Here is a 16,716-nt window from a genome sequence, read left to right on the forward strand (position 1 = left end):
GTGTAATCACTCCTCCTTGGGGATGAAGCCGTATTTCGTACGCAGCGAGTGGATCCGCTTGACGTACTCGACGTACTCCTCGTCGTCGCGGTATGCGGTGCCGACGAGCGAGTGGAAGATGGTGCTGTGCGCCTTGAGCCATTCCTCGTCGAGGGGCTTGCCGACTTCGACGGGGCGGTCGAGCGGGACGCCGATCTGGTCTTTGACGTAGCGGACGACGCCGTCTTCGCCGAGGACACAGCGCTGGAGCATATCGAACATCATGCCGTCTTCTGCGAGACGGAGCGAGTGGCCGTGCACGGTCGCACCACGGAGGCTGACACGGGCGGGCTCGAACATCTCGGTCTCGATGAGCTCCTTGGAGTATTTCTCAAGGTCACGCTCACGGCACTCGACGATCTGACGGCCGGAGAGCGTACCGGGGTCGATACCGCGGAACCGGTAGCATTCGGTGTAGGTCCGCTGGTAGGGCTGGGACGGGGCGTTGAACATCGAGTCCGCGAACTGGATGTAGCGGACGCGGTCGCCGGCCTTGGCACCCTCGGTCGGGGCGACGAGTTTGCGCATGGGGCATTCGGGTTCCTGCTGCTCGGCGAGCGGCGGGTGGGCGCTCGGGTAGGCGGATCCGGGTGCACGGTGACCGAGCACCAGCACGACGTCCTCTTCGGTAATGGAGCGCATCCGCTCAAGTTCCTGACCGGGGTTCATCTGTTTGCGCCGGTTCGCGGCAACAACGGATGTCCCGGGTCCATACTGGGGTGTATATGCCATGTTTGATTCACCTCAATTGACGTATTAGCTAAACTGTTTCCTGCGTTGAATGATTCCCGCCATATTTCCTGATATTTTCCGGAAGAGCCGGCATCAGCAGTCCCGCTCCCTGAGGAGAACGGGCCCGTCCCGGCTTCTCGGGTCAGCGAGGCCGATGAGATCCGGATTCACCCCGGGGCCGTATTTTGTATAGTCGACGAGGCTCGGGGCGTTCTTCATGAACCTGCCGGTCTGGAGCTGGTACGGGAACGCCGTGAAGAATCCGTCGCAGAGCTCGCGAAGCGCATCAACGACGGATGCATTCTCCATCTCTATGACGACGTTTGCTACCTGCACCCGAAGGGCGAGATCGGTATCTCCGATGCGGATGCTTTGCCGGTTGGTATTGGGGTTCGGAGAACCCCGTGCCGGACCGTACGGGACGGTCGCGGGCAGCCCGGGCCCGTTGACCATGATCCGCCGGATTCCGGGAATCGCGGCGATAGCGGTCAGCAGGCGCTCCGAGGTCTCCGGTTTGAGCATCCTGAGCGGAACTATTCTGCACTGGGGAAATGTGGCGTCTGTCATCCGAATCTGTGTATTCGTTCAGGCTCCGTTGGCGATCTGGTGGATCGGCTTGTTGAACACATCGATCTGACCGTAGGTCTCTCCCATGATCTTGGATGTGCTCTCGGGCGAGAACATCTGGGTTCCTGCGTCGAGGGATGCAGCCGCAACCACACACGGGATAGCGACGCCGTTGGCGTGCCGGGTTACGACGTGGTTTCCATTGAAGACACCGGGACCGCCGCCACCGTAGATCGAGTGGCTGAAGAACGAGAATCCGACAGCCGTACCCATCACGCGACCGAAGTCGCAGCTGGGGAGGCCGGTCTCGTGCTCGAGCAGGTCGTTGAAGTACAGCAGCGTCGCGGAGACCGCCTGGGCGAACCGTCCGGCACCGCAGTTGACGACCGTTGCCGCCATGGTTCCGGCTGCAGCGTAGGCGTTCCAGAGCATGGGGTCCTTGGTGTCGTAGAACTGGAAGTAGCCGCCCTTCTTGCCGGGGGCGATGACCTTGTCCTCGATGGCGCGCTCGACAACGCTCTGGACGACGGTACCGATGGTTCCGGTCTGGCCGTTCTCCTTGACGAGGTCGTAGACCATGTTATTGGCGTTCAGACCCTGGTAGGCGTAGCTTAAGAGGAGGTTGCGCTCGAACGGACCGATGCCCATACCCATCTCGAACTCACCGGCCATCTCCAGGGTGGATGCGAGTGCCGCACCCTGCAGGGCGTTCCTGCCGGTCATCATGACGTAGTGGTTGACCGGGACGTTGCGGAGTGCGTATCCGATACCCTCGTTGTTCTGGGGGATGGTCAGAACCGAGGTGACGAGTGCACCGTTCATGTCCTGCGTGTGCGGGTAGCCGCCCCAGCAGGCCGCCTTGACCGTCGACGCGTTGAACATGTCGATGTCGAACTGGTCGACGAGGGCGTAGGTGGTCGCGGATGCGACTGCGGTGATCGCTGCATCGTAGGTTGCCGCGTTCACCAGACGCTTGGTCGGAACCGAGACGAGGAGCAGCTTGCCGCCGTTGAACTCGAGAATCTCGGTGTCGTCGCCCTCTTCGACCTGGACCATCTCCTTGATCTTGGCAACGATTGCGTCCTTGTTCTCCATGATCGCAAGGTCAAGCTCCCTGCCCTTGATCTTTCCTTTTCCGAGCTTGCCTGCCTTGAGGGCCTGCTCGATACCACCAAGATTGACGTTGATCGTCCTCTTGGTCAGGTCGATGATTTTGCTGGTAGCCGGGTTGACCAGCGGGCTAATCCTGTCGAGGGAAACACCGCTCTTCAGCAGTTTCCCATCATCAGAATAGAGATCGATTGTTTCTGAATATTTCGCCATATTAGCTCATCCTATTTCCCTTTGTTCAATGCATTCCGTTCACTAGAGAGTTCCAGGCATGTTTATGCCGGTAATCTCTGAAAGCCGCTACTGCAAGCCCCAAAAGGGACTATAACTGTAACAAAAGCCGAATTAATAAAGGTTACTAAATTGTAGCCAGAAAGAGACATAAAAGTAGCATAAAATAATAAAATTACTAAATATATTATACTCAGAATAATAATTATATCCAACTATTCCCTTCCTTTCTTGAATTAATTAGATATAAAGATTATTACATCGCATCGTTTTCTGCAGAAAGTCACACCCAGTACAATAGTAAAAAGTAATATCCAAGCGATATATGGTGTCAAGAAGTGCTACAGAAACGGGGAGAAGGTTTGATCTCCGATGTGCTCTACAACATTAGAACCAAGGATATTTAAACGTTGCCGAAAATTAGCCCGAAAAGGGGCCTGATAACCCCTAACCCCCCTGAGCGCGCCCGATTGTGTTCACGGCAGGAAGGCGCCCCACCCCCGATCGCAGGGGCACGGCGAGAGGAAGGCACCGACGGGAGCGCATTCCCGGCACCGGAGGATGCGACAGACGAATGGAGACGACTTTTATCTGACTGCAGGAGATACCTGTCAGTATACTCCGGGTTCTCCATCCATGAAGCTTCCTCCCATCTGCCCACGATTCAGGCTTCCCGGGATGCGGCGGCGGCCGCCGGCACCCGCACCGACGGGAGCGGAGCGGGCGGACCGGCTTCGCCGTCTCCTCGCGGCACTGCCATTTCTGGTCACCGATATCGACGATGCAGCGCTCGCCCGCTACGATCAGGCACTGACGCATGCGTCCTGCACAAGCAGCACCCGGTACCCGGCCACGGTCGCACGGGATAACGAACGGCTGGAGTTTCTCGGCAACTACGTCCTCGACTTCGTCGTCGCCGAATACCTCTACACGCAGTATCACCTCCCTCCCGGCGAGATGAATAAACGGCTCCAGGTGACCCGGAACGACAACCTTGCCGATATCGTCCTGCGCCGGAATCTCGGGATCGACGAAGCGATCCGGCGGCGGCAGACGCTGACGGACGCAATCATCGCCGACGCCTTCGAGGCGCTCTTCGGGGCGATCTACCTCGACCGCGGGATGGAGACGGTGCAAAGAATCATTCTCGCGATCTTTGCGGAGGAGATCGAGCGGTTCGACACGACCCAGAACTTCAAAGGCAGGCTCCAGGAGGCGGCGGCAGAACGGGGGCTCGGGAAGGTCGAGTACGAGTACCGGCAGGACGGCCCGGACAACGCACCGACCTGGGAGGCCCGCGTCCTGATCGCCGGGCAGCCGCGGGGCTCCGGAACCGACAGCACCAAACAGGGTGCGGCAATGCTGGCAGCAGAGGAGACGCTCAGACTGCTGGGGGGGAAGGAGCATGCCGGCTGACAGACGCTCCGTCTCGGTCGTCCGGTGCGGCGACTACCGCCGCGAGAGTGTAGACGCCGCAGTGCGCCAGGCGGTCGACCTCATCGGAGGCATCGGCGCCTTCGTCTCTCCCGGCGAGACCGTCCTCGTCAAGCCGAATATGCTGCAGGGGGCGGCACCGGGGCGGTGCGTCGCCACCCACCCCGAGGTCGTCTTCGCGGTGGCGAAGCTCCTTGCCGCCCACGGCTGCCGGGTGGTGATCGCCGACAGCCCGGGCGCCGGCATCGTCTACTCCGAGGGCAATCTCCGCCGGGCGTACGCGGCATGCGGGTATGCCGCGGTGGCGGACGAGCTCGGCGTCGACCTGAACCTCGATACCGATGCGCGGGACGTCCCGTTCCCGGAGGGAGAGGTGATGAAGCGCTTCTCGATCATCGCGCCGGCACTCGAGGCCGACGCCGTTGTCGTCGTCTCCAAGGCAAAGACGCACACGTGGACGCGGATGAGCGGGGCGGCAAAGAACCTCTTCGGCCTGATCCCGGGATTTGAGAAACCTGCGTTCCACTTCCGGTTCCAGGACGAGGCGGATTTCGGGCGGATGCTCGTCGACCTCAACGAACTGATCCGGCCGCGACTCCAGGTCATGGACGCCGTCATCGGCATGGAGGGCGACGGCCCGCAGTCGGGAGCGCCCCGACAGATCGGCGCCATCCTTGCAGGCGGCAGCGCGACTGCGGTCGACGTGGTGCTCGCCCGCCTCATCGGCTACGAACCGATGGAGATAGGAACGATCCGGGCCGCCGCGGAACGCGGGCTCGTTGACCCGGCCGCAGTCGCGACGGTGGGCATATCGCCGGAGGAGATCGCGGTGCCGGACTTCAAAAAGCCCTCCACCTACATCCGGGGTGGGGAGGGGATCTGGCGGCGGGCACGCCAGGCCGTCGTCCGGCGGTTCGGCAGGGCATACGCCCTCTCGCCCCGGGTCGTCCCGGAGTCGTGCATCGGCTGCGGGAAATGCGAACGGATCTGTCCCGTGCATGCTGTGCGTATGCAGAACGGCAGAGCGGTCATTAATCGTGCGGACTGCATCCGCTGCTACTGCTGCCACGAGATGTGCACCGAGGGTGCGATCCGGCTCGAGCGGAGCAGGCTCGGGCGACTCCTCGCCGGACTGCTCGGCTGACGAAAAGACTTATCGGGTCGGCATGGGAGGGAGGAACATGGCATGCCCTTTCTGCAACCCCGACCCCGACGTGATCGTGGTGAAGAGCGATCTCGCCTATGCCCGCTACGACATCCAGCCGGTCAGTCCCGGACACCTGCTCCTCATTCCCTTCCGGCACGTGGCCAGCGCCTTTGATCTGACCGATGCGGAACGGCTGGCGCTCGCGCGGCTCGCCGGGGACGCCCGGGCGATCGTCGACCACGACCACCACCCGGACGGTTACAACATCGGCGTCAACATCGGCGAGGCCGCCGGTCAGGCGATCATGCACGCCCACGTCCACTTCATTCCGCGCTACCGGGGCGATGCCCCGCATCCCGGCGGCGTCACGCACGTGAAGGCAGCCGGCCGGGGCGGGGAGGGGTAGCGCCGCAGGCATATGTCAGTTTAGAATGATTAATTATGTAGGTTCGGCAAAGTTACTCGTTTGAGGGACTTTCGTGGAGACGCTGCTATTCCTGATACTCTTTCCCGCTCTTGTTGCGGGTGCCATACTGGTTGCAAAACAGAAACAACTCCGCTTCGCACTGGTCACCGTCGCGGCCATCATCATCGGCGCGGCGTCGGTCTGGCTGCTCGCCTCCTACGGGCTGGCGGGGACGGTATACTTCCCCTTCCCGTCCGAGCCGACGAGCCAGATCATGGTGGCCATCGAGATCGGTCTTGCAGCCTATATCGCGTACTTAGGCTTTCGGTTCCGGAACTATCTTGCTATCACCCTGATCGCGGTGCAGACCGTCCTGATAGCCGCCTTCGAGCTCCTGTACGCAGAAAACGTCCACACGGCCAATAATTTCTTTATCGACCAGTTCTCGATCATCATGGCGCTGATCATCGGGATCATCGGCAGCCTCATCGCTGTTTACGCCCTCCGCTACATGGAGGAGTACCACACCGCCCACCCGGAGGTGCGGAACCGGCAGCGGACGTTCTTCTTCATCATCTTCGTCTTCCTCGCCGCCATGTTCGGCCTGGTCTTTTCCAATAACCTCCAGTGGATCTTCTTTTTCTGGGAGATCACCACCATCAGTTCCTTCCTGCTGATCGGGTACGCGGAGACGGACGAAGCGACGCGGAACGCCTTTCTGGCACTCGTCATGAACCTGCTCGGCGGGATCGCGTTCGCGGCAGCCCTGATCTACCTGGCCGCGACCGACCCGGCCGGCCGCATCCTCGAGCTCGACCAGCTCCTCGCGTCGGGAGAGGCGATCGCCCTCCTGCCGGCCGTCCTGATAGGGTTTGCCGGGATCACCAAGGCGGCGCTGATGCCCTTCTCCACCTGGCTGCTCGGGGCGATGGTGGCGCCGACACCGGTCTCCGCCCTGCTCCATTCGAGCACGATGGTCAAGGCAGGGGTCTACATCCTGGTGCGATTCGCCCCGGTCTACGCGGGCACGCTCGCCGGGATGTCGATCGGCCTCGTCGGCGCGGTCACCTTCCTCGTCGCCTCTGCGATCGCGGTCTCGCAGAGCAACGCCAAGTCGGTTCTCGCCTACTCGACCGTCGCAAACCTCGGGCTCATCGCCGCCTGCGCCGGCGTCGGAACACCCATGCTCGAATGGGCGGCGATCCTGCTGATCATCTTCCATGCCATCTCCAAGTCCCTGCTCTTCCTCTCAGTCGGCACCGTCGAGCACCGGATCCACAGCAGGGATATCGAGGATATGGAGGGGCTGATCGTCAGGATGCCCAAAGTCGCGGTGATGATGTTCATCGGGATCGCCGGGATGTTCCTCGCCCCCTTCGGGATGCTGATCTCCAAGTGGGCGGCGATCGAGGGATTCGTGCAGGCGCCCTACGGCCTCGTCTTCGTCGCCATCCTCGCCTACGGCGGTGCGGTCACAGTCTTCTTCTGGGCGAAGTGGATGGGCAAACTCGTCGCGGTCACCCGCTACCGCACACGGGTCGAGGACAGTTTCCGGAAAGAGCGGTGGGCTCCCCTCTATACGCTCACCGGGCTCGTCGTCGCGACCGTGCTCCTCTTCCCGGTCATCTCGTCGTACCTGATTGAACCCTACGTCACCGCCATCTACGGGACAACGGCACGCCTCTCGCAGGCAAACATCGCCATCATGATGCTGATGCTCGCCCTCCTCCTGATCCTGCCGGTCTCGTTCCTGCTCTTCCGGCGGAGCGCCAAACGTCTCCCGCCCTATATGAGCGGGAGGACGACGACGGCGGATATGCAGTTCGTGGGTTCGATGGGCATAGCCAAAGAGATGACGACGCGGAACTACTACCTGACCGAGTACTTCGGTGAAAAGCGGCTCCTGCTGCCGGGCTCGGTGATCTGTGCCGGCCTGATCCTGGTATCCTGGCTGCTCGCGGGGGTGGCGGCATGAACGGAATTCTCGGTGCGCTGCTCTTCATCATCCTCGCGCCCTTCCTCGGCGGCCTCATCGCCGGAGCCGACCGCATCCTCACCGCCCGGATGCAGGGCCGGGTCGGGCCGCCGCTGCTGCAGCCCTTCTACGATGTCGGCAAGCTCTTCGAGAAGGAGAACGTCGTGGTCACCACGGCGCAGAACTTCTATATCCTGGCGTACCTCGCCTTCATCATCGTATCGGGAGCGCTCTTCTTCGCGGGAGGCGACCTGCTGCTGATCATCTTTGCCTTCACGCTCGCCCACGTCTTCCTGGTGCTCGGCGCTTACGCGGTGCACTCGCCCTACAGCCATATCGGGGCGGAGCGCGAGCTGATCCAGATCATGGCCTACGAACCGATGATCATCCTCTCCGCAGTCGGGCTCTACCTGGTCTCCGGGAGTTTCTACGTCGGCGATATCATCGCCTCGACGGTTCCGGCCATCCTCTACCTCCCGGGCGTCTTCCTCGGGTTCCTGACCATCCTGACGATCAAACTCCGCAAGTCGCCCTTCGACATCTCGACGTCGCACCACGCCCACCAGGAGATCGTCAAGGGGATCACCACCGAGTTCTCCGGCGCCACCCTCGGCCAGGTCGAGATCGCCCACTGGTACGAGAACGTCTTCCTTCTCGGGTTCGTCTATCTCTTCTTCGCCTTCAACCCGATCCTCGGGGTGGTCGCGGTCATCGTCACCTACGTCGCGGAGATATTCATCGACAACACGACCGCACGGCTCCGATGGCAGGCAGCGCTTCAGAGCGGGTGGGGAGTCGCAGCGATCCTCGGACTTTTCAACCTGGCGGTCGTAGTTTATATCATAGGAGGAGTGTGACGGCGATGGCATTTCTGAAGCGATCACCCTGGCTGCTGCACTACGACGCATCGAGCTGCAACGGGTGCGACATCGAAGTGCTGGCCTGCTTAACGCCGCTCTACGACGTGGAGCGGTTCGGCATCATCAACACCGGAAACCCGAAACACGCCGACATCCTCGTGATCACCGGCGGGATCAACGAGCTGAACCGGGACGTCGTCGAAAACATCTACGAGCAGATGCCCGAACCGAAGGTGGTGGTGGCCGTCGGGGTCTGCGCAGCCTCCGGCGGGGTCTTCCGGGAGTGCTACAACATCGTCGGCGGGGTCGATAAGGTTATACCGGTGGATGTCTATGTCCCGGGGTGTGCCGCGCGCCCTGAGTCGATCATCGACGGGATCGTCACCGCGCTCGGTATCCTCGAGGAGAAGCGAAGCCGGATGGCGAACCTGACGGCGGAGAAGGAAGTTGCACGGAGAGAAGCGGAGGCAGGGAGCTAAAGACATGACAGCAAAAGAGCAGACGATTATAGAGATACCGGTCACCGACCTTCTGGAGCGGACCCGGAAGCTGCACGGCGACGGCTACCGGCTCGTCCAGATCGGGTGCACCGGTCTCGCGGAGTCGTACGAAATCAACTACTCGTTCGACAAGGAGTACCGGTTCCAGAACCTCCGTATCACCGTCGCACCGGGAGAGGAGGTTCCGAGCATCTCCGGGATCTACTGGGGAGCGTTCGTGTACGAGAACGAGATGCACGACCTCTTCGGCATCCCGGTGACCGGCATGAACATCGACTTCCAGGGCGCGATGATCCGGACAGGAGAGAAGCATCCGTTCAGCGTCACCCGCAAGGGGGAGGGCCCATGCCGGAACGCATAGTGGTGCCGTTCGGCCCGCAACACCCGGTCCTCCCGGAACCCATCCACCTCGACCTCGTCCTCGAGGACGAGACGGTCGTGGACGTCGTCCCCTCGATCGGGTATATCCACCGGGGCCTTGAGAAGCTCGTGACGAAACGGGAGTACCCCGAGTTTGTCCACGTCGCGGAACGGATCTGCGGCATCTGCAGTTTCATGCACGGCATGGCCTACGTCCAGGGGATCGAGGCGATCATGGACGTCGAGGTGCCGGACCGGGCGCGCTACCTGCGGACGATCTGGGCGGAGTGCTCGCGGCTCCACTCCCACCTCCTCTGGCTCGGGCTTTTTGCGGACGCGATGGGCTTTGAGAACCTCTTCATGCGGTCCTGGCAGCTCCGGGAGAGCGTCCTCGACGTCCTCGAGGACACAACCGGCGGCCGGGTTATCCAGGGGACCTGTAAGGTCGGCGGCGTCCGCCGGGATATCAAGGGCGAGAAGCTCAGCGACATCCAGAAGACGCTCCCCGAGTTCGAGCAGCAGTGCCGCGACCTCACCGATGTCTTCCTCAACGACGAATCGGTGAAGTACCGGCTCGGGGGGCTCGGGGTCATCGGCAAAAGCGAGGCCTACGACCTCGGCGCGGCTGGCCCGACCCTCCGGGGGAGCGGTGTCGACTGGGACGCCCGGTGCCTCGGCTATGCCGCCTACGCCGATCTCGACTTTAAGCCGGTCAGCCACCCGGCGGGCGACTGTTACGCCCGGTGCGCGGTCCGGCTCGGCGAACTCTTCACCTCCATCGACCTGATCAATCAGGCTGTGGAGAAGATGCCGGAAGGACCGATCGATGTGAAAGTGACCGGCGCGCCCGACGGCGAGTACTTCTGCCGGGTCGAGCAGCCGCGCGGCGAGGTGGTGCACTATCTCAAGGGCGACGGGACGAAACACCTGACCCGCGCCCGCGTCCGGACACCGACCCTCGCGAACATCCCGCCGCTCGTGAAGATGCTACCCGGCTGCCAGCTCGCCGACGTCCCGGTGATCGTCCTCTCGATCGATCCCTGCATCAGCTGCACGGAGAGGTGATGTGGAATGGGATTTTGTACGATGGCAAAGATCGTCATCAGAAACCTCGTCCACGGCCCGGCCACCCGGCGGTACCCTGCGGTTCCGCAGCGCGCCTGCCCGATAACCCGGGGGCACGTGACGCTCGATCCCGCACAATGCATCTCCTGCGGGCTCTGCATGCGCCGATGCCCGGCGCAGGCGATACAGGTGGACAAGGCCGAGAAGGTCTGGGAGATCGACCGCTTCCGCTGCATCGCCTGCGACGCCTGCGTCGAGGCCTGCCCGGTAAAGTGCCTCACGATGGAGACGACGTATATCGCCCCGGTGACGGAGCAGACGGTCGAGCGCCACGCAATCACCTACGTCAAGCCGGAGAAAAAGAAGAAGCCCGAGACCGGGCAGGCGGAGGGCTAGAGGGGCGGCTCAGCTCCCCTTTCCCTTAACCATGTAGGTTATCTCGTAGGTGCTCGTCGGATATGCGTAGAGCATCGTATCGTAGGTCAGGTCGTCCGCCGTCAGGTTCTGCCGTATCGCAAGGGAGAAGAGGTTGATGATCTCCCCGGCATTGTCTCCGAGGACATGCGCGCCGAGTATCCGCCCGGTCTCTTTCTCGAGCAGGAGTTTGTAGACGGCGTGCGCAAGGCCGATCCTGCGGGACGCGTACCACGACGACATATCCCCGGAGTGGAGGTCGTACTCTACTCCTTTCTTCTTCGCCGCCTCTTCGGAGAGGCCGACCGCTGCGAGCGCCGGGACGGTGAAGACAGCGCTCGGGACGAGTGAATAATCGGCTTTCCGGGTGTTCCCGTTCAGAATGTTGTCGACGACGGTGTGGGCGTCGATCGTGGCGACGGGGGTCAGCTGGATGCCCGTCGGGTTCGCGTCTCCCGCGACGTAGACGGCGCTGTTCGAGACGCTCTGGAGGTACTCGTTGACGACGATACCCTTCCGGTCGGTCTCGATGCCGCCCTTCGCAAGGTCGAGACCCTCGGTCTCCGGCACCCTGCCGACGCCGTGGACGACCATATCGGCCTCGAACGTATGCTCTCCCGCATCTCCCGCCCGGACGAGAAGGCCGCCGTCCGTCTGTTCTATCGATTTGAGCGGCATGTTCAGCCGGACGGCGATCCCGGCCTCATCCGATGCCGTGATCAGCCGATCGACGAGATCGGGGTCGAACTGCTTCAGCACCCTCCCGCTCCGCTGGAGGATGGTGGCCTCCGCACCCGCCCGGGCGGCGACGTGGGCGAACTCAAACGAGATATACCCGCCCCCGATGAAGACGATACGCTTCGGGAGGTTCTGGAGGTACAGAAACTCGCTGCTGGTGGTCATGAGGTCGGCGCCCGGGACATGCACCGGCCGGGGCTTTGCTCCGGTGGCGACGACGATATGCATTCCCCGGAGCGTCTCGCCGCCGACCTCGACGGTCTGCTCGCCGGTGAACCGGGCGCGGCCGTGGTATGCGTCGATCCCCGTCTTCCGGAAGTATTCCTCTTTGCTCCCCGGGACCGGGTCGGTGAAGGTGTGCTCGAACGCCATGAGGGCGGGCCAGTCTATCGCGGCCTTCCCGACAATCCCCTTCCCGTGGAGATCACCCGCCCGCGCCACCACCTCTGCCGCGGCACCGAGGACTTTCTTCGGGATGCACCCCCAGAGAGCGCATGTCCCCCCGAATCTCCGATAATCGGCGATGGCAACGCTTTTGCCGGCCTTCCGGCAGTGCGCGGCGATATCCGTTCCGGCCGTGCCCGTCCCGATCACGACCACGTCGTACTCCCACTCCATAATGACCGCCCCATCGGTCAGTGTTCGTATAAATGTTACCCCGGGGACGCCGGGGACGGTGAAGCAGAGAAAGAGATGGGCAGCAGTGCTTTCGAGCGAGGAGGGTACGGTCGGAAAACGCGGCTCCGGGTTAGTGAGTGTACTCGATGATTCTGCTATCCGGCCCGACGGCCCTGGCGATACCGTCCCGCATATCGGCATAGTGCGGGCATGGATACCCGACCGGGCTACCCCGGGTGATGCATGATGCGACTACGATCGCTTCCGCCCCCTGCCGGGGCACCCGCCGCACGTCACAGACCCGACGGTATCAGCGGAACCGCTCACTGTGGACCGCCGGGATGATGCCGGGCGGTCCCGCCTTCCCCGGATCCACGCCGGCGCGAAACAGCGGCACGTCCTATCTCAGAAATACGTCCCGCTCTTCTCGAACGCCTCCCTGCGGTCGTGCGCCATCCGGTACAGCCGCTCTTCCACCGCCCGGTCACCGAGGACATACCCCTTCCAGGCATCGGTGTTCGGGTCCTCGGGCACGATGATGATCCCCTTCCACTCGGAGACCCGGTCCAGGATCAGCGACGCCGCTTTCTCGACAGGATAGGCGTCGTCCGGGATCTTCAGTTCGCCGTAGGTTCTGCCGTCGATCCCCTTGTTGAAGATCGGGGTCGCGATATTGGCAGGACAGATGGTCGAGAAGTGGAGCCCCTTCTCTGCAAACTCGTATCGCAGACACTCGGTCATGCCGGTCACCCCGTATTTCGTGAGCGAGTAGAGCGCCTGGAACGGCGGCGGGATAATGCCTGCAATCGAACTGGTGTTCACGATATGGCCCGAGCCCTGCCTGAGCATGATCGGCACCGCGGCATGGACGCCGTATATGACGCTCCAGAGATTGGCGTCGATGATCGTCTTCCAGTCCTCAAGGGTCGCCTGCTCAAACGGCATGGTGCCGCCCACCCCGGCGTTGTTGAACAAGAAGTCCAGCCTGCCCGCTTCCGCCGCCGTTCCTTCGATCCCCTTCTGCACCTGCTCCTGTTTCGTCACGTCCATAATGAGCGTGCGGACGCGGTCGCCGTACGCGGAGAGCCGGGCAGCGGCCTTTGCGATCTTCTCCGGACTCCGTCCTGCCATGTAGACGACCGCCCCCCTCTTCAGGAGTTCCTCGCTCACCGCATACCCGATCCCGGAGTTCGCTCCGGTGACGATACCGGTCCTGCCTGTATAATACGCTGAATCAACCATACGTTCCTCCCTACTCGATAACCCGCGCGCCCATCGCATGAAGGACGGCCCGCCCCTCCGTCAGCACCGCCTGCGCCACACTCTTCACCGGGAGGGAGGCGAGGCTGTTGATGATGTAGTACTGAACCGGGTTCTGCATCGGGGTCAGCTCGGTCCACCGGAGGCTGCCTGTTCCTGCCTGAGCCGATTCCACTTCCATACCCTGCGGGTAGAGGACGAACTGGCTTAAGTCCGCTCCCGGCGCTCCCACCTTCGGGATATACCGCCACCCGATGGTATTCACAGACGCAAACCCGGACTTCAGGGCATCCAGGTCCTGCCCGGTCACCTCGCCGGCCGCCTCGAAGTCCAGGGTGAGGAAGGTGTTCCCCTCGTAGCTGACCGTCGTCGCATAGTGCGGCCGGACGATGTGCAGGTCTTCGATATCCGCATAAATCTTCGGGATGCCTGTCTGCTCCCGCCCGCCGAGTATGGGGGCGGTCTTGTTCTCCCAGACGACCAGCGTGTACGCACCGTCCAGGTGGTCCTTCTTCCCGTGGAACCTGACCGGCGCCGAGACGTTGATCAGGTTGTACTGCCCGCCCTGCATCCAGTCAATCTCGGTGAATCTGTTGAAACTCACCTGCACCTCAGGAGCCAGGAGTTCAAAACCTTCAGGGATGTAATTTTCAAGAAGGTCCCTTTCGGTTTCGTAGCTGACAGTCAGGGCCGTCGATCGCTGTGTGACGATTGTCCCGGGATCGAATCTGCCGCCGCCGAAGTGAACCGGCATCAGGTACGTGAAGTCGTCTTGGGGTCTGAACATGCTTATCCCTTCTCGAAACATTATTGTGGCCTTAGATATAGTTTTTGAATCAGTCCTGTTTTATCCCCCGGATTGCAAAAATTTCCGCTATGAGATCCGTAGTGATGCAACCGGCTGACCTCTGGCCGGGGAGCGAAGAAAGAGTCCCGTGCCGCTGCTGGCAGGATATGACCAGAAACACAACAGATAAATATACGTCGAGGTCTAAACAGACAATTCAGTCAACAGAGAGCATTCATGCGCCTGTTTCCGGAGAGATCGTATGGCGGGGTCGGACCTGGTGGTTGAGGTTCAGCAGAAAGAAAACGTCTCCCCGACGCTGCGAAAGGAGTCCGACCTCTCCTTTGAGGTCGTCATCATCCTCATCTTCGGCGTCTTCATGCTCCTCTTCGGCCTCCTTCTCTTCTGGATCCACACAGGAGACCTCCCCTATACCCCGGACAGCACATACGGGCTCTTCCTCATCATCATCTCCTTCCAGGTCGTCACGATGGGCAGGACGCCCTTCGGCGACCTCCGCCGTTCATGGGCGGTCATCGCGCTCGGCATATGCACGGCGATCGTCGGCATGGTCGCCTGTTTCATTCCCGGGTCCCTGACCGCACCCGTCCGCATCCTTGTCGGCGTACTCCTCGCCGGCGGCGGGGCCGCTCTTCTCCTCCAGCTGTTCCTCTCCGGGGGAAAGGCGAGGGTGTGGCTGAAGGTGCCGGGGCTCCTGCGGCACCTGACGGCCGCCTGTGCCGGTGTGTACCTGCTGTCTGTCGTCCTCGGCCTCGTCACCCTCCTCCCCGGCATCACGACCGACCCGCAGACAGCGGTGCTCCTCATCCTCTACGGCATCGGTTTCTTCTATCTTGCGTGGAGCCTCCAGAACGTGACCAGGATGTATCCACCGGCGGGGGGACCGGAATGACGCCGGAGAATACGCATGCACAGGGCGGTCCGGGATTTTTCAGGGATGCCTCCGTCTCCCTCCCGGTCGCCATCGTCCTCATCGTCGCCACGCTCCTGGTGCTCCTCGGACTACTCCTCTTCCCGGTCAACATGGGGTCGATCCCCTTCTCCCCGGACGGGCAGCTCGGCCTGCTGATGGTCATCATGGCCATCCAGATGATGGCACTTGGGGAGACGCCGGTGGGCACGTACACCCGCTCATGGCTCCTGATCCTGGTCGGAACGGTCTTTGCCGCCCTGGGCGTCGTCTCCTGCATCGTGCCGGGCATTCTGACCGATCTGCTCAGGATACTCCTCGGCCTCCTGAACATCGTGGGGGGTGGCGTCCTCCTGGCAGGGCGGTTTCTCCCGGTGCTGCCGGGCGGCGGAGGCCTCACTGCCGGACCGGTTCCTCCGGTTCTGAAGAGACTCCTGGTCACCCAGACGGTGCTGAACGTCGTGGCGATCGCTTTCGGCATCACCATGCTCGTGCCCGGCCTCGTCTCAGGCATGGTGATCGCGGGTGTTGTCGTGGTCAACGGACTCCTCCTCTTCGCGCTGGCAGGCATTCTCCTGAAGATACAGCAGTCATACCCGGAGACCGACTGACCCGGCAGCAGGAGAGGGCAGGCGGGCGGGAGACGGGTGAGCGAATACCTTTCCGGGCAGTCAGGTGACCGCAGGCCCGACCGGCGGGGCGGCGGGGCGGCCGGCCCGGAGAAGGTCGTACTGTGCAAGATACGCCTGCGCCTGCGATGCAAAGATCCGGCCCTCTTCGGCAAGTTCACGGGAGAGGAGGAATATCCGCGCCGCATCGCCGAGAGCGCGGTGGGGTTTGATGAAGTGACGCAGCCTCCCCGGCACCCGGTACCGGAAGTGCTGCGAGGCGATGCCGGAACCTTCGGCGGAGAAACCGATGATACGCGCCACCTTGTCGAGCGAAAGATGATCTTTCATCCCGAGTTCCAGCCGGATCTCCTTCTGCAGGTCGAGGCGGCCGAAAGCGTCGACGGGGACGCCGGCCCGGTCGAAGGCTTTCATCTCCATGTTCTCGGCAAAGAACGTCAGCGTCTCGACCCGGTTCTGGTCGAAGAGATCCTCCATAAAGCCGCGGAGATCGGAAAACGCACTCCGGCAGACCGCTTCGGCGTCACGCCGGCGGTGGGCGGAGAGCCGGTGCTTCCGGAGATACGGTTTCTGATACTCGCTGCGCCCGAGGTTCGCCACCGTAGCAGTCACGCCGCGGGTCACACCCCACTCATCGATGACGTTCTGCCAGAGTTCGAGATCGATGTCGTATGCAAATTTTCTGCCGGAGAAGCGGGGGGTGTCGGAATCGGGATCGTAGAGCACAACCCCGACTTCAACCGGCATGAGCAGCGTGCGGCAGGCGCCGTAGACGTGCCCGAACTCCATATCGATGCATGCAGTCACTCCGTTTGCCATTGAATATTCCCCACCGTGGTGCCCCGCGATCGGTGCTGTTCATATATCCGTTCGAGCTCCTGCACAAAAAACCTGGCCATCATCATGAAACCTT

18 protein-coding genes are annotated in these 16,716 nt (G+C 62.2%); 11 read left to right on the forward strand and 7 right to left on the reverse strand.

All coding sequences use genetic code 11. From position 1 onward, the window contains the following. Nucleotides 1-6: 6 nt before the first annotated feature. The 3 genes from mcrG to mcrB form a co-directional block, all read right to left on the reverse strand. The gene (gene mcrG, locus FGU65_RS06955; protein ID WP_301663716.1) at nucleotides 7-771 is read right to left on the reverse strand and encodes a coenzyme-B sulfoethylthiotransferase subunit gamma; all 765 of its coding nucleotides are present in this window, start codon (nucleotides 769-771) and stop codon (nucleotides 7-9) included. 93 nt (nucleotides 772-864) lie between these two features. Continuing rightward, complete coding sequence (gene mcrD, locus FGU65_RS06960) at nucleotides 865-1,338, reverse strand: methyl-coenzyme M reductase operon protein D (RefSeq protein WP_301663717.1); 474 nt, start codon at nucleotides 1,336-1,338, stop codon at nucleotides 865-867. An 18-nt stretch (nucleotides 1,339-1,356) separates the two neighbouring features. Further along, a complete protein-coding gene (gene mcrB, locus FGU65_RS06965; RefSeq protein WP_301663718.1) occupies nucleotides 1,357-2,661 on the reverse strand; it encodes a coenzyme-B sulfoethylthiotransferase subunit beta in 1,305 nt (434 codons plus the stop codon). 654 nt (nucleotides 2,662-3,315) lie between these two features. On the opposite strand from mcrB, the gene FGU65_RS06970 reads away from it, so the two are divergent. The 9 genes from FGU65_RS06970 (at nucleotide 3,316) to FGU65_RS07010 (ending at nucleotide 10,822) form a co-directional block, all read left to right on the forward strand. Beyond that, complete coding sequence (locus FGU65_RS06970) at nucleotides 3,316-4,095, forward strand: ribonuclease III family protein (RefSeq protein ID WP_301663719.1); 780 nt, start codon at nucleotides 3,316-3,318, stop codon at nucleotides 4,093-4,095. After that, nucleotides 4,085-5,257, forward strand: coding sequence for a DUF362 domain-containing protein (locus FGU65_RS06975; protein ID WP_301663720.1), 1,173 nt, complete (start codon nucleotides 4,085-4,087; stop codon nucleotides 5,255-5,257). Before FGU65_RS06970 ends, FGU65_RS06975 begins: the two co-directional genes overlap by 11 nt. Nucleotides 5,258-5,294: 37 nt before the next feature. Continuing rightward, nucleotides 5,295-5,666, forward strand: a complete 372-nt coding sequence (locus tag FGU65_RS06980; RefSeq protein WP_301663721.1) for an HIT family protein — start codon at nucleotides 5,295-5,297, stop codon at nucleotides 5,664-5,666. Between the two features lie 73 nt (nucleotides 5,667-5,739). Then, complete coding sequence (locus FGU65_RS06985) at nucleotides 5,740-7,641, forward strand: NADH-quinone oxidoreductase subunit 5 family protein (protein WP_301663722.1); 1,902 nt, start codon at nucleotides 5,740-5,742, stop codon at nucleotides 7,639-7,641. Then, on the forward strand, nucleotides 7,638-8,498 hold the full coding sequence (locus tag FGU65_RS06990) for a respiratory chain complex I subunit 1 family protein (RefSeq protein ID WP_301663723.1): 861 nt from the start codon (nucleotides 7,638-7,640) through the stop codon (nucleotides 8,496-8,498). The genes FGU65_RS06985 and FGU65_RS06990 overlap by 4 nt, the downstream gene beginning before the upstream one ends. A 5-nt stretch (nucleotides 8,499-8,503) precedes the next feature. Then, nucleotides 8,504-8,980, forward strand: coding sequence for an NADH-quinone oxidoreductase subunit B family protein (locus tag FGU65_RS06995; RefSeq protein ID WP_301663971.1), 477 nt, complete (start codon nucleotides 8,504-8,506; stop codon nucleotides 8,978-8,980). Nucleotides 8,981-8,984: 4 nt separating this feature from the next. Continuing rightward, nucleotides 8,985-9,362: an NADH-quinone oxidoreductase subunit C gene (locus tag FGU65_RS07000; protein WP_301663724.1), complete on the forward strand. Its 378-nt coding sequence runs from the start codon at nucleotides 8,985-8,987 to the stop codon at nucleotides 9,360-9,362. Continuing rightward, entirely contained in the window at nucleotides 9,347-10,426 is a 1,080-nt protein-coding gene (locus FGU65_RS07005) for a hydrogenase large subunit (protein ID WP_301663725.1), read from the forward strand. Before FGU65_RS07000 ends, FGU65_RS07005 begins: the two co-directional genes overlap by 16 nt. Nucleotides 10,427-10,432: 6 nt before the next feature. Then, on the forward strand, nucleotides 10,433-10,822 hold the full coding sequence (locus FGU65_RS07010) for a 4Fe-4S dicluster domain-containing protein (protein ID WP_301663726.1): 390 nt from the start codon (nucleotides 10,433-10,435) through the stop codon (nucleotides 10,820-10,822). A 9-nt stretch (nucleotides 10,823-10,831) separates the two neighbouring features. Here FGU65_RS07010 and FGU65_RS07015 read toward each other — a convergent pair whose 3' ends face one another. From FGU65_RS07015 to FGU65_RS07025, 3 genes are all read right to left on the reverse strand, one after another. Next, nucleotides 10,832-12,196 carry a dihydrolipoyl dehydrogenase family protein gene (locus tag FGU65_RS07015; protein WP_301663727.1) on the reverse strand — a complete coding sequence of 455 codons (1,365 nt, stop codon included), beginning with the start codon at nucleotides 12,194-12,196 and terminating at the stop codon, nucleotides 10,832-10,834. A gap of 405 nt (nucleotides 12,197-12,601) precedes the next feature. After that, nucleotides 12,602-13,438: an SDR family NAD(P)-dependent oxidoreductase gene (locus FGU65_RS07020; RefSeq protein ID WP_301663728.1), complete on the reverse strand. Its 837-nt coding sequence runs from the start codon at nucleotides 13,436-13,438 to the stop codon at nucleotides 12,602-12,604. 10 nt (nucleotides 13,439-13,448) lie between these two features. Beyond that, the gene (locus FGU65_RS07025; protein ID WP_301663729.1) at nucleotides 13,449-14,243 is read right to left on the reverse strand and encodes an acetoacetate decarboxylase family protein; all 795 of its coding nucleotides are present in this window, start codon (nucleotides 14,241-14,243) and stop codon (nucleotides 13,449-13,451) included. A 262-nt stretch (nucleotides 14,244-14,505) separates the two neighbouring features. Here FGU65_RS07025 and FGU65_RS07030 point away from each other — a divergent pair, with 262 nt between their 5' ends. Together FGU65_RS07030 and FGU65_RS07035 are read left to right on the forward strand one after the other, a co-directional pair. Continuing rightward, complete coding sequence (locus tag FGU65_RS07030; protein ID WP_301663730.1) at nucleotides 14,506-15,156, forward strand: hypothetical protein; 651 nt, start codon at nucleotides 14,506-14,508, stop codon at nucleotides 15,154-15,156. Next, complete coding sequence (locus FGU65_RS07035; RefSeq protein ID WP_301663731.1) at nucleotides 15,153-15,785, forward strand: hypothetical protein; 633 nt, start codon at nucleotides 15,153-15,155, stop codon at nucleotides 15,783-15,785. The genes FGU65_RS07030 and FGU65_RS07035 overlap by 4 nt, the downstream gene beginning before the upstream one ends. Before the next feature lie 60 nt (nucleotides 15,786-15,845). Here FGU65_RS07035 and FGU65_RS07040 read toward each other — a convergent pair whose 3' ends face one another. Further along, nucleotides 15,846-16,622, reverse strand: coding sequence for a hypothetical protein (locus FGU65_RS07040; RefSeq protein ID WP_301663732.1), 777 nt, complete (start codon nucleotides 16,620-16,622; stop codon nucleotides 15,846-15,848). Between the last annotated feature and the right edge of the window lie 94 nt (nucleotides 16,623-16,716).

The sequence above is a fragment of the Methanoculleus frigidifontis genome (assembly GCF_030464345.1).
In the GTDB taxonomy this organism is placed as follows: domain Archaea; phylum Halobacteriota; class Methanomicrobia; order Methanomicrobiales; family Methanoculleaceae; genus Methanoculleus_A; species Methanoculleus_A frigidifontis.